9 protein-coding genes are annotated in these 12,243 nt (G+C 72.9%); 1 reads left to right on the plus strand and 8 read right to left on the minus strand.

The window, feature by feature from the left end:
• Nucleotides 1-10 precede the first annotated feature (10 nt).
• The 7 genes from AW27_RS07085 to AW27_RS07115 all read right to left on the minus strand — a co-directional run bounded on the left by AW27_RS07085 (nucleotide 11) and on the right by AW27_RS07115 (nucleotide 10,393).
• Nucleotides 11-2,266: a bifunctional salicylyl-CoA 5-hydroxylase/oxidoreductase gene (locus AW27_RS07085; RefSeq protein ID WP_037915175.1), complete on the minus strand. Its 2,256-nt coding sequence runs from the start codon at nucleotides 2,264-2,266 to the stop codon at nucleotides 11-13.
• A gap of 4 nt (nucleotides 2,267-2,270) precedes the next feature.
• On the minus strand, nucleotides 2,271-3,098 hold the full coding sequence (locus AW27_RS07090; protein WP_037915172.1) for an enoyl-CoA hydratase family protein: 828 nt from the start codon (nucleotides 3,096-3,098) through the stop codon (nucleotides 2,271-2,273).
• A gap of 136 nt (nucleotides 3,099-3,234) precedes the next feature.
• Nucleotides 3,235-4,254: an ornithine carbamoyltransferase gene (gene argF, locus AW27_RS07095; RefSeq protein WP_037915169.1), complete on the minus strand. Its 1,020-nt coding sequence runs from the start codon at nucleotides 4,252-4,254 to the stop codon at nucleotides 3,235-3,237.
• A gap of 135 nt (nucleotides 4,255-4,389) precedes the next feature.
• On the minus strand, nucleotides 4,390-5,616 hold the full coding sequence (locus AW27_RS07100) for an arginine deiminase (RefSeq protein WP_037915166.1): 1,227 nt from the start codon (nucleotides 5,614-5,616) through the stop codon (nucleotides 4,390-4,392).
• 46 nt (nucleotides 5,617-5,662) lie between these two features.
• Nucleotides 5,663-6,130 carry a hypothetical protein gene (locus tag AW27_RS07105; protein WP_236647423.1) on the minus strand — a complete coding sequence of 156 codons (468 nt, stop codon included), beginning with the start codon at nucleotides 6,128-6,130 and terminating at the stop codon, nucleotides 5,663-5,665.
• Between the two features lie 214 nt (nucleotides 6,131-6,344).
• A complete protein-coding gene (locus tag AW27_RS07110; protein WP_037915159.1) occupies nucleotides 6,345-8,903 on the minus strand; it encodes a polynucleotide kinase-phosphatase in 2,559 nt (852 codons plus the stop codon).
• Complete coding sequence (locus tag AW27_RS07115) at nucleotides 8,900-10,393, minus strand: 3' terminal RNA ribose 2'-O-methyltransferase Hen1 (protein WP_037917697.1); 1,494 nt, start codon at nucleotides 10,391-10,393, stop codon at nucleotides 8,900-8,902. Before AW27_RS07115 ends, AW27_RS07110 begins: the two co-directional genes overlap by 4 nt.
• A 121-nt stretch (nucleotides 10,394-10,514) precedes the next feature.
• Between AW27_RS07115 and AW27_RS34370 the strand changes: the two genes are divergently transcribed.
• Entirely contained in the window at nucleotides 10,515-11,318 is an 804-nt protein-coding gene (locus AW27_RS34370) for an excalibur calcium-binding domain-containing protein (protein WP_052029987.1), read from the plus strand.
• A 10-nt stretch (nucleotides 11,319-11,328) separates the two neighbouring features.
• On the opposite strand, the gene mmuM is transcribed toward AW27_RS34370, so the two are convergent.
• Nucleotides 11,329-12,243 (minus strand): homocysteine S-methyltransferase, encoded by a 915-nt coding sequence (gene mmuM, locus AW27_RS07125; protein ID WP_037915156.1) that lies wholly within the window; start codon nucleotides 12,241-12,243, stop codon nucleotides 11,329-11,331.

Consider the following 12,243-nt stretch of genomic DNA (forward strand, 5'->3'; position numbering starts at 1 on the left):
GGCCGGGCCGTCAGCCGCGGCCCGTCGGGGGTTTGCGGCTGCCGGCGCGGTAGGGGGCGGGCCAGGGGGCTGCCGGGCCCTCGTAGGACTGGTCGGCGGCCGCGTGCAGGGTCCAGTGGGGGTCGTAGAGGTGCGGGCGCCCGAGGGCGCACAGATCCGCCCGGCCGGCCAGCAGCAGGGAGTTGACGTCGTCCCAGGAGGAGATGGCGCCGACGGCGATGACGGGGACGCCGAGCGCGTTGCGGATCCGGTCCGCGTACGGGGTCTGGTACGAGCGCCCGTACTCGGGGGCCTCGTCCGCGACGACCTGGCCGGTGGAGACGTCGATGGCGTCGGCGCCGCGGGCGGCGAACGCGGCGGCGATCTCCACCGCCTCCTCCGCCGTGGTGCCGCCGGGCGCCCAGTCGGTGGCCGACAGGCGCACGGTCATGGGGCGCTGGGCGGGCCAGACCGCGCGGACGGCGTCGAAGACCTCCAGCGGGAAGCGCAGCCGGTTCTCCAGGGAGCCGCCGTAGGCGTCGGTGCGGTGGTTGGTCAGCGGCGAGAGGAAGCCGGAGAGCAGGTAGCCGTGGGCGCAGTGCAGTTCGAGCAGGTCGAAGCCGCAGTCGGCGGCGCGGACGGCGGCCGCCGCGAAGTCGGAGCGCAGTGCGGTCAGGTCCGCCCGCTCCAGGGCGCGCGGCAGGGCGGAGACGCCCGGCCGGTAGGGCAGTGCGGAGGCGGCCACCAGCGGCCAGTTGCCGTCCGGGAGGGGGTCGTCCATGCCTTCCCACATGACCTTGGTCGAGCCCTTGCGGCCGGCGTGGCCGAGCTGGACGCCGAGGGCGGTGCCGGGCGCAGCGGTGTGGACGAAATCGGTGATCCGCCGCCAGGCGTCGGCCTGCTCCTGGGTGTAGAGGCCGGCGCAGCCGGGAGTGATGCGGCCCTCTTCGCTGACGCAGACCATCTCGGTCATCACGAGCCCGGCTCCGCCGAGGGCCCGTGCGCCGAGGTGGACGAGGTGGAAGTCGCCGGGCATGCCTTCCTCGGCCGAGTACATGTCCATGGGTGAGACGACGACCCGGTTGCGCAGGGTCAGGCCGCGCAGGGCGAGCGGGGTGAACATGGGCGGGGTGGACGCGTCGGGGCAGCCGAAGTCGCGTTCCACGGCGCGGGTGAACCGTTCGTCGCGCAGCCGCAGGTTGTCGTGCGTGACGCGGCGGCTACGGGTGAGGAGGTTGAAGGCGAACTGCCGGGCGGGCTGGTCCGCGTATCCGGCGAGTTCCTCGAACCAGCGGCTGCTGGCGGCCGCGGCCCGCTGGGTGCTGGCGACGGCGGGGCGACGGGCCGCCTCGTAGGCGGCGAGGGCGGCCGGTACGTCCCCTTCGGCGGCGTCCAGCGCTTCGGCGAGGGCGAGGGCGTCCTCGACGGCGAGTTTGGTGCCGGATCCGATGGAGAAGTGGGCGGTGTGCGCGGCGTCGCCGACGAGCGCCACGTTGCCGTGGGACCAGTGCTCGTTGACGACGGTGCGGAACTGGGTCCAGGCGGAGCGGTTGCCGTGCAGGGGCCGGCCGCGCAGGGCCTCGCTGAAGATCTTGGCGCAGCGGGCCGCCGATTCGTCCTCCTCGCAGAGGTCGAGGCCGGCCGACCGCCAGACCTCCTCGCGCATCTCCACGATGACGGTGGAGGCGTCGGCCGCGTAGGGGTAGGCGTGCAGTTGCACGACTCCGTGCTCGGTCTCGGCGATCTCGAAGCGGAAGGCCTCGAAGGCGAAGTCGGCGGCGAGCCAGATGTAGCGGCAGCGGCCCGCGGTCAGGGTCGGCCGGTAGTGCGCGGCATCGGCGTCGCGGATCGCGCTGTGCACGCCGTCCGCCGCGACCACCAGGTCGTGGGAGGCGCGCAGCTCGGCGACGTCCGGAGCCGCGGTGCGGAAGCGGAGCCGGACGCCGAGCCCGGCGCAGCGCTCGTGCAGGATCTCCAGGAGCCTGCGCCGTCCGATGGCCGCGAAGCCGTGACCGCCCGAGGTCAGCAGCCGTCCCCGGTGCACGACGTCGATGTCGTCCCAGCGCACGAACTCCGCGCTCAGGGCGGCGTGGACGGTGGTGTCGGCCCGTTCGATGCCACCGAGGGTCTCGTCGGAGAGCACGACGCCGAAGCCGAAGGTGTCGTCCGGGGCGTTGCGCTCCCACACCTCCACGGCGTGGCCCCGGCGGGCCAGGAGCGCGGCGGTGTACAGCCCTCCCGGTCCGCCGCCGACGACGGCGACCCGCAATGCGCTGCCGAGGGGCATGGCGCTACCTGCCCTTCCACTCCGGCGGCCGCCTTCCGGTGAAGGCCGCGTGGAACTCCGCGTAGTCCTGGCCGTTCATCAGCAGGGCCTGGGTGGCCGCGTCCAGCTCAACGGAGGCGGCCAGCGGCATGTCGAGTTCGGCCGTGAGCAGCGCCTTGGTCTGTGCGTGGGCGAGGGAGGGGCCCGCGGCGAGGCGGGCGGCGAGTTCGGCGGCCCGCACGTGGGCCTTGCCCTCCTCGGTGAGTTCGCTGAGCAGGCCGATCCGCTCGGCTTCGGGCGCGTGGACGGGCTCGCCGAGCATGAGCAGGCGGGTGGCGTGGCCGAGGCCGACGACGCGGGGCAGCAGGTAGGCGGCGCCCATGTCGCCGCCGGAGAGGCCGACGCGGGTGAAGAGGAAGGCGAAGCGCGCGGTGGGGTCGGCGATCCGGAAGTCCGCGGCGAGCGCGAGGACGGCGCCGGCTCCGGCAGCCACCCCGTGCACGGCCGCAATCACCGGGAAGGGGCACTCCCGGATCGCGCGGACGACCTGGCCGGTCATCCGGTTGAAGTCGAGGAGCTGGGCCGTGTCCATGGCGAGGGTGGCGCCGATGATCTCGTCGACGTCACCACCGGAACAGAAGCCCCGTCCCTCGCCGCCCAGGACGAGGGCGCGCACGGAGCGCTCGCGGGACAGTTCGGCGAGGAGATCGCGCAGGTCGGCGTAGGCGCCGAAGGTGAGCGCGTTGATCTTCTCGGGGCGGTCGAAGGTGACGGTGGCGACGCCGTCCCGCCGGGTGACCCGGAGGTGGTGCCACCGTTCGGTCGCTGGTGTGGAACCGGTGAAAGGGCTCACACCACCCACGCTATCACCAGATCGTGACTACCGTCAGAGAAACGCAAGAGCAGGCGTCCACCCGGTGAGCCTCCGGCAGGGGCCCGCCCGAGGGTCGCCGCCCACCCGGCCCCGGCACCCGAAGCGCCGCGTATGACTATGCGTCACCCGGGCCCGGGCGGCCGAGGGTGGCGACGAGGACCGCCTTGATGGTGTGCAGCCGGTTCTCGGCCTCGTCGAAGACCACGGAGTGCTCCGACTCGAACACCTCGTCCGTCACCTCCAGCGAGTCGAGCCCGTGTCGCTGGTGGATCTCCCGGGCCACCTTGGTGCCCAGGTCGTGGAAGGCCGGCAGGCAGTGCATGAACTTCACGTCCGGGTTCCCGGTGGCCCGCAGGACGTCCATGGTGACGGCGTACGGGGACAGGGCCTCGATCCGCTCGTCCCAGACCTCCTTGGGCTCCCCCATGGACACCCACACGTCCGTGACCACGAAGTCGGCCTGGGCGACACCCTCGGCGACCTGCTCGGTCAGGGTGATCCGCGCACCGCTGTCCGCCGCGAGCCTGCGCGCCGCGGCCACCACGGGCTCGGCGGGCCAGTAGCTCCGGGGCGCGACGATCCGTACATCCATGCCGAGCAGGGCGCCCGTCACGAGGTACGAGTTGCCCATGTTGAAGCGGGCGTCGCCGAGGTACGCGAAGGCGATCCGGTCCAGGGGCTTGACGCTGTGCTCGGTCATCGTCAGCAGGTCGGCCAGCATCTGGGTGGGGTGCCAGTCGTCGGTGAGGCCGTTGAAGACCGGCACGCCCGAGTGCGTGGCGAGCTCCTCGACGGCCTCCTGACTGTCGCCCCGGTACTCGATCCCGTCGAACATCCGGCCGAGGACCCGCGCGGTGTCCCGGACCGACTCCTTGTGCCCCATCTGGGAGCCGGCCGGGTCGAGGTAGACAGTGTGGGCTCCCTGGTCCGCGGCGGCGACCTCGAAGGCGCAGCGGGTGCGCGTCGAGGTCTTCTCGAAGATCAGGGCGATGTTCCTGCCCCGCAGGAGGCGCTGCTCGACGCCGGCCTTCTTGGCCGCCTTCAGATCGGCGGCGAGCTCGATCAGGCCGCGGAACTCGGCGGCCGTGAAGTCCAGCTCCTTGAGAAAACTGCGGCCTTTGAGGTCGGGGGCCATGAGGTCGCTCCAGCGTCACGGTAACAGGGGATGCTGGAAGTCTATACGACCCACTGCATTCATATACAGAATGGCGGTGTGACCTCTCCCGGATCCGCCCCCGATCCGCCCCGGCCCCGCAACCGGCCCCGCCGCTCAGACGGCGTCTCGCTCCACGGGACAACTCATGCAGCGCGGTCCACCGCGACCCCGCCCCAGCTCGCTGCCCGGGATCTCGATCACCTCGATGCCCTGCTTGCGCAGGTGCGTGTTGGTGGTCACGTTCCGCTCGTAGGCGACGACCACACCCGGCTCCACGGCGAGCACGTTGCACCCGTCGTCCCATTGCTCGCGCTGCGCCGAGTGCACGTCCTGCGTGGCGGTCAGCACCCGGATCGAGTCGAGCGAGAGCGCGGCCGCGATGGCCCGGTGCATGTGCTCGGCGGGGTGGTCGGTCACCTTCAGCTCGCTGCCCCCGTCACCGGGCTCGATCGTGTACGAGGGGAGCATGCCGAGCCCCGCGTACTGAGTGAACGTATCTCCGTCGACCATCGTCATCACGGTGTCCAGGTGCATGAAGGCCCGGTGCTTCGGCATGTCGAGGGCCACGATGCACCTCGCCGACCCTGCGGCGAACAGGCCCCGCGCGAGCATCTCCACCGCCTGCGGCGTGGTCCGCTCGCTCATGCCGATCAGCACCGCTCCGTTGCCGATGACCAGGACGTCCCCGCCCTCGATCGTCGAGGGGTAGTCCGCCTGCCCCTGGGACCAATAGTGGAAGGCGCCGGAGCTGGTGAAGAGCGGGTGGTGCCGGTAGATCGCCTCGAAGTGGACGGTCTCGCGCTGCCGGGCGGGCCAGCGCATCGCGTTGATCGAGACCCCGTCGTAGATCCAGGCGGAGGTGTCGCGGGTGAAGAGGTGGTTGGGCAGCGGCCCGAGCAGGAAATCGTCCAGGTCCAGGGCGTGGAAGCGCACCGACACCGGCTCGGCGTGCCGTTCCAGGAACTCCCGCTTGGTCATCCCACCGACCAGCGCCTGCGCCAGCTCCGCCGAGGCCAGACCGTCGAACGCCGACCGCAGGTGGTCGGTGGCGAGCGGCCCGTACTCCTTCTCGTCGAACACCCGGTCGAGGACCAGGCGCCGGGCCTCGGGGACGCCCAGGACCTCGCACAGCAGGTCCCCGAAGAGGTGGACCTCCACGCCCCGGTCCCGCAGCACGTCCGCGAAGCCGTCGTGCTCCTGGCGCGCCCTGCGCACCCACAGCACGTCGTCGAAGAGGAGCGCGTCCTTGTTGCTCGGCGTGAGCCGCTTCAGCTCCAGGTCGGGCCGGTGGAGGATGACGCGGCGAAGCCGCCCGGTCTCGGAGTCGACGTGGAATCCCATGCCGTACACGTTCGCAGACCGGGCGGCCTTTTGCGGTGGCCTCGGCTCAGCGGGGCCCGGCGACACCGAGAAGCGCCTCCGGCGCTCCCGTGATCTCCGGCGTGAGCAGACCCAGCTTGGGCGTGGTCAGGTTCGGCAGACCGAAGTTGGACCCGTCGGGCATCGTGAGCGGGGATCCGACGACCGCGCCCGGGGTGCGGGTGCGCACGGTGGTGGCGGGCGACTCCAAGGAGCCCTCGCCGTCCGTCTCCGGCCGGCCCGCCAGGTTGGGCAGCGGGGAGGTGACCAACGTCCCGCCGAGCTCGGTGGCGATCGGGACCGCCGGGAGCAGCGGCGTGGGAAGCATGTCGCCCTTGTGCATGCGAGGGGCTTCGGGCGCTCCGACGACCGGCAGCGGCACCGCGGTCGCGATCCGCGGCACGTCCAGGCCCGTCGTGCTCTCCACACCTTCGAGCGGCACACCCACCGGCACCCCGTCCGCCGCGGCCGGGGTGGCCACACTGGCCGCGGCCATACAGCTCAAGAGCGCCGCAATGCTTCCGCGCGCGGTCATCTTCATAGGTGACGTTCCGTCCTTCCAGGGTCGCGGTCATTCCGCTGCCCTGGATGAACGATCCCGCCGGTGGTTTTCCCGGCGTTCTCCGCGAAAGTTCCCCCATACGACCTAATTCGGGGCCGTACGGGGGCTCCGCCTTTACGCCGGCGGCCGCGGGCGGCCGCCGGCGCCGTCACAGCCGCGGGTCGACCGGCTCCGACTCCAGGGCGAGGACCGCGAAGACCGGCTCGTGGACCCGCCAGAGCGGCTCGTCGGCCGCCAGCCGGTCCAGTGCCTCCAGTCCCAGCGCGTACTCCCGCAGCGCGAGCGAGCGCTTGTGCCCGAGGAACCGCTCCCGCAGGCGCTCCAGCTGCTGCGGGCGCGTGTACTCCGGGCCGTAGATGATCCGCAGGTACTCCCGTCCGCGGACCTTGACCCCGGGCTGGACCAGCCGGCCCCGGCCGTCCCTGGCGTAGGCCTGGAGCGGCTTGACGACCATGCCCTCGCCGCCGGCGGCCGTCAGCTCCAGCCACCAGTCGGTGCCGGCCCGTACGGCGTCCTCGTCCCCGGTGTCCACCAGGATCCGGCCGGTGCGGCGCAGCAGGCCGGTGCCGCCCGGCGTGCCCGGGTCGTCGGACTCGACCAGCCGGTCCAGCCACGCCAGCTGCCGGTCGTGCGGTACGGCGGCCAGCGACCGCCCGGCCGAGGCCAGCACCTGGAACGGTGCGAACCGCACCCCCTGCAGCCCGTCGGTGCTCCAGCAGTAGCGGCGGTAGGCGTCGGTGAAGGCCGCCGCGTCCTCGGCCCGGCCGCGCTGGCGCTCCAGCAGGCCGCCGGTGTCGACGCCGCGGGCAGCGGCCGCCTGCAGTGCGCCGAGGACGTCCGGGAAGACCGAGCGCGAGGCCGCGCCCACAGCGGCGTACTGGCTGCGCAGCAGGCCACCCGACTTCAGCGACCAGGGCAGCAGCTCCCCGTCGAGCAGCAGCCAGTCGGTGCCCAGCTCCTCCCACAGCCCGGCGCCGGTGACCGCCGCGCGCAGCCGTGCGAGGACCTCCTCGGTGACCTCGGAGTCGTGGAAGAAGGGCCGTCCGGTGCGCGTGTAGACGGATCCGGTCGGGCCGTCCACACCGAACCGCTCGCGGGCGGCACCGGCGTCCTTGCAGACCAGGACGGTGGCGCGGGAGCCCATGTGCTTCTCCTCGCACACCACCCGGGCGATGCCGTCCTTGCGGTACTGGGCGAAGGCCTCCGCCGGGTGCTCCAGGTAGCCGTCCTCACGGGATGTGGCGGTCGGCGCCATGGTGGGCGGCAGGTACGGGACCAGCCGCGGGTCCACCGCGAAGCGGCTCATGACCTCCAGGGCCGCGGCCGCGTTCTCCTCACGGACGCCCACATTGCCCAGGTGCCGGGTCTCGACGACGCGGCGGCCGTGGACGTCGGCCAGGTCGACGGGGCGGCCGTCATGGCCGCCGGGCACGTCGGTGACGAGCGGCCTGACCGGCTCGTACCAGACCTTTTCGGCCGGCACGTCGACCAGTTCGCGCTCGGGCCAGCGCAGGGCGGTCATCCGGCCGCCGAAGACGGCGCCGGTGTCGAGGCAGATGGTGTTGTTGATCCAGGCGGTGTTCGGGACCGGTGTGTGGCCGTAGACGACGGCCGCCTTGCCGCGGTAGTCCTCGGCCCACGGGTAGCGCACGGGCAGCCCGAACTCGTCCGTCTCGCCGGTGGTCTCCCCGTACAGGGCGTGCGAGCGGACCCGGCCGGAGGTACGGCCGTGGTACTTCTCGGGCAGGCCGGCGTGACAGACCACCAGCCTCCCGCCGTCGAGGACGTAGTGGCTGACGAGGCCGCGGAGGAAGGCCCGTACCTCCTCGACGAATTCCGGCGGCTCGTGGGAGAGCTGCTCGACGGTCTCGGCGAGGCCGTGGGTCTGCTGGACCTTGGAGCCCTTGAGGTACCGGCCGAGCTTGTTCTCGTGGTTCCCCGGCACGCACAGGGCGTTGCCGGACGCGACCATGCCCATCACGCGGCGCAGGACGCCCGGGCTGTCGGGGCCGCGGTCGACGAGGTCGCCGACGAAGACGGCCGTGCGGCCCTCGGGGTGGACGCCGTCCTCGTAGCCGAGCCGGGCGAGCAGGGTCTCCAGCTCGGAGGAGCATCCGTGGATGTCACCGACGATGTCGAAGGGACCGGAGAGGTGGGTGAGGTCGTTGTAGCGCTTCTCCAGGACGACCTCGGCGGTCTCCGCCTCCTCGACGGAGCGCAGCACGTGCACCTTGCGGAAACCCTCGCGCTCCAGGCCGCGCAGGGAGCGGCGCAGGTCGCGGCGGTGCCTCTGGATGACCGCGCGGGGCAGGCCGGCCCGGTCGGGACGGGCAGCGTTGCGCGTGGCGCAGACCTCTTCGGGCATGTCCAGGACGATGGCGATGGGCAGCACGTCGTGCTCGCGGGCGAGCGCGACCAACTGCCGGCGGGCGTCGGCCTGGACGCTGGTCGCGTCGACGACGGTCAGCCGGCCGGCGGCCAGGCGCTTGCCGGCGATGTAGTGCAGGACGTCGAAGGCGTCCCGGCTCGCGCTCTGGTCGTTCTCGTCGTCGCGGACCAGACCCCGACAGTAGTCCGAGGAGATGACCTCGGTGGACTTGAAGTGCTTGCGGGCGAACGTGGACTTGCCCGACCCGGTGGCCCCGATCAGGACGACGAGAGACAGGTCGGTGACGGGAAGTCTGCGGTGGGTTGCGGTGGTGGTCATGCTGCCTCGCCCTCCTTCGGGGAGTCGTTGGTGGCTGCGGTGTCGCCGGCCGCATCCCGGGTGAAGACGGCCATCTGCGTCGGCGGCCCGACCTCGGGGTCGTCGTCGCCCACGGGGACGTACGCGACGGTGTAGCCGAAGCGCTCCGCGACCTGGCCGGCCCAGGCGCGGAACTCCTCGCGGGTCCACTCGAAACGGTGGTCGCCGTGCCGAACGTGTCCGGCCGGCAGCGTCTCCCAGCGGACGTTGTACTCGACGTTGGGGGTGGTGACCAGGACCGTGCGGGGCCGGGCCGAGCCGAACACCGCGTACTCCAGCGCCGGCAGCCGCTCCAGGTCCAGGTGTTCGATGACCTCGCTCAGCACGGCCGCGTCGTAGCCGGCCAGCCGCTTGTCGGTGTAGGCGAGCGAGCCCTGGAGCAGCGTGACGCGCGACCTCTGCCGCTCGCCCATCCGCTCCAGCCGCAGCCGCCGGGCGGCGATGGTCAGGGCTCGCACGGAGACGTCCATGCCCACGATCTCGGTGTACGCCGGGTCCCCCAGCAGCGCCTGCACCAACTGCCCCTGTCCACAGCCGAGGTCCAGCACGCGCTGGGCTCCGGCGGTGCGCAGGGCGGCGAGGACGGCCTCGCGGCGGCGCACGGCGAGCGGTACGGGCCGCTCCTGCGTGTCGCGCGTCTCGTCGACGGCGTTGTCGATCTCCTCGACCTCGCTGCCGTCGGACTCGGCGAGTCGGAGCAGTTCCAGGCGCTCGACGGCGTCCTGGGTCAGCCGCTTGTGGCGGGCCAGGTAGCGGGAGCTGATCAGCGCGTTCTCGGGGTGCGCGGCGAGCCAGCCGTCCCCGGCGCGCAGCAGCTTGTCGACCTCGTCGGCGGCGATCCAGTAGTGCTTGGCATCGTCGAGGACCGGCAGGAGCACATAGAGCTGCCGCAGGGCGTCGGCAAGCCGCAGCTCGCCCTCCAGCACGAGACGTACGTAGCGGGATTCCCCCCACTCGGGGAACTGCTCGTCGAGCGGGACGGCGTCGGCCTGTACGAGGTCCCAGCCGAGCGGGTCGAACAGCCGGTGCACCATCGCGGCGCCGCCGCGCGCGGGGAGCACGGGGATCTCGATGCGCAGCGGGCGCACCCGGTCCGGGAGGTCCGGGCGCAGGACGCACTGCCCCTTCAGGGCGGTGCGGAACACCCCGCCGAGCGCGACGGCGAGCAGCGAGGAGGCCGCGTACGGACGGTCGTTGACGTACTGGGCGAGCGCGGCGTCAGGCGCCCCGCCCCGCCCATTGCCCTTCCCGCGGCGGACGAGCGCGACGGGGTCCACCTCCAACAGCAGGGCCGCCGTACACCGCTGGGCCGTGGCCTCCGGGTAGAAGACGTGGGCGGTGCCGTGGGACTGGTTCTCCACGCGCACCCGATCCGGGTGCTTGTGCAGGAGAAAGCCCAGGTCAGTCGCCGGATTGTCGGCGGTCCCGGTGGTGGTGATCGTAAGGAACATGCGCTTCAGCATGACTGTCGGTCCGCCCTCGGGCCAACGGATTTCGAGCGAAAACAAGTACGATCTTCAACCTTCTCGGTAGGCTCCGCGCTCCGCACCGTGTTCAGCCTCCAGGAGCGCCATGTACCCGCCACCGCACACCTACGCCTCCCCACCCCCGCACAGGCCCCCGCGGCGCTGGTGGCAGCATCCCGCGACGGTCATCACGGCGCTCGTCCTGCTGCCGCCCGCGGGGATCGCGCTCGCCTGGACGAGCCAGTGGAAGCGATCGCAGAAGATCCTCGCCACCGTGCTGTCCGGCGTCTGGTTCCTGATACCGCTGTTGCCGGACCCGCCGAAGCAGACCGGGACCGAGGCCGCACCCCAAGCCGCTGCGGCGGCCTCCGCCCCTTCCGCCCCGAGCAGTAGCCCGACGCCCGCGCCGACACCCACGCCGAGCGCCGCACCGCAGATGCCCTCCACCGTCGGATGGCCCTATGCACAGGCGGAGAAGGCGGTGGCGGATCTGACCGGCGGCGAACTCAAGGCCCTGAGCGCCTACGACGACGTCACCCTCCCCACCGATCACGGGAGTTGGCTCGTCTGCTTCCAGGACGTGGCGGCAGGCACCGCGCTCGTGCCGCAGAGCGCCGCTCCGGTCGTGCACCTGGCGGCGCCGGGCACCGGCTGCCCCGCGGCACCCGGAACGAACCTGCGACCGGAGCCCGTCGCCCCCGCGCCGCCCACCCCCGCGCCCGCCCGGACGGCCGCTCCGACGAGCGCCCCGGCACCGGACGACGGGACGGGCAGCAGCGGCGGCGGGAGCATTTCGTACCGGAACTGCGCTGCCGTCAGAGCGGCGGGCGCGGCCCCCATCCACCGGGGCGAGCCCGGCTACGGCCGCCACCTCGACCGCGACGGCGACGGCGTCGGCTGCGAAAGCTGAGCAGTCGCCGTCATCTGCCCGACCGCCCGCCCTGCCGGGCCAGTTCCGCGATGCGGTCGGGCCCGATGCGGCAGCAGCCGCCGATCAGCCGGGCCCCGGTACGGCGCCAGGCGTCCGTCGGCCAGGGGGGCATGACTTCCGGCGCCCGCCAGGTGCCGGTGGCCGCCTCCCAGACGGAGCCGTCGTTGGGGTAGGCCAGCAGCGGCTTGGCGGTGACGGCGGCGGCCGCCTCCAGGGCGGGGAGGACCTCCGCGGGGTCGCAGCAGTTGACCCCGAGGGCGATGACCTGGGGGGACTGCGCGGCGAGCGCGAAGGCTTCGGGCAGCGGGTGCCCGGACCGAGTGCGGCCGCCCGCCACGGTGTAGCTCAGCCACGCCGGGGCGCCGGTCTCGGCGAGGACGGTGAGCACGGCCTCGGCCTCGTCCGGGTCGGGGAGGGTCTCCACGGCCAGCACGTCGGGGCCCGCGGCGAGCAGGGCCTCGATGCGGGGGCGGTGGAACGCGGCGAGCTCGCGCACGCTCAGCCCGTACCGGCCGCGGTACTCGGAGCCGTCCGCGAGCACCGCTCCATACGGGCCGACCGACGCGGCGACCCAAACGTCGTGGTCGGCGGCCTCGGCCGCCCGGGCGGCGAGCACGACGCTGCGGTGCAGCAGCGCCGTGGTGGCGTCGCGGTCGCGGCCCCGGGCGGCGAAGGCCTCATAGCCGACCTGGTAGCCGGCGGTGATCAGCACTTCGGCGCCGGCCCGGGCGTACGCCGTGTGGGCGGCCTCGACCTGGACCGGCCGTTCGTCGAGGACGCGGCCGGTCCACAGACCTCCGGTCAGGTCGCAGCCCTGAGCGGAGAGCTGGTTGCTGAGCCCGCCGTCCAGGACGACGGTCCGGTGGGCCAGGGCCTCGGCGAGCGGGCCCGTCGCGAGGGGCAT

This window comes from Streptomyces sp. PCS3-D2, from assembly GCF_000612545.2.
In the GTDB taxonomy this organism is placed as follows: Bacteria; Actinomycetota; Actinomycetes; order Streptomycetales; family Streptomycetaceae; genus Streptomyces.

Bases quoted from the DNA above. Each gene is read 5' to 3' on its own strand.
- AW27_RS07110 (WP_037915159.1), bottom strand. From the start codon at position 8,903: ATGACCACCACCGCAACCCACCGCAGACTTCCCGTCACCGACCTGTCT.
- AW27_RS07085 (WP_037915175.1), bottom strand. From the start codon at position 2,266: ATGCCCCTCGGCAGCGCATTGCGGGTCGCCGTCGTCGGCGGCGGACCG.
- AW27_RS07105 (WP_236647423.1), bottom strand. From the start codon at position 6,130: ATGGCCGCGGCCAGTGTGGCCACCCCGGCCGCGGCGGACGGGGTGCCG.
- AW27_RS34370 (WP_052029987.1), top strand. From the start codon at position 10,515: ATGTACCCGCCACCGCACACCTACGCCTCCCCACCCCCGCACAGGCCC.
- AW27_RS07115 (WP_037917697.1), bottom strand. From the start codon at position 10,393: ATGTTCCTTACGATCACCACCACCGGGACCGCCGACAATCCGGCGACT.
- mmuM (WP_037915156.1), bottom strand. From the start codon at position 12,243: ATGCCCCTCGCGACGGGCCCGCTCGCCGAGGCCCTGGCCCACCGGACC.
- AW27_RS07100 (WP_037915166.1), bottom strand. From the start codon at position 5,616: ATGGGATTCCACGTCGACTCCGAGACCGGGCGGCTTCGCCGCGTCATC.
- argF (WP_037915169.1), bottom strand. From the start codon at position 4,254: ATGGCCCCCGACCTCAAAGGCCGCAGTTTTCTCAAGGAGCTGGACTTC.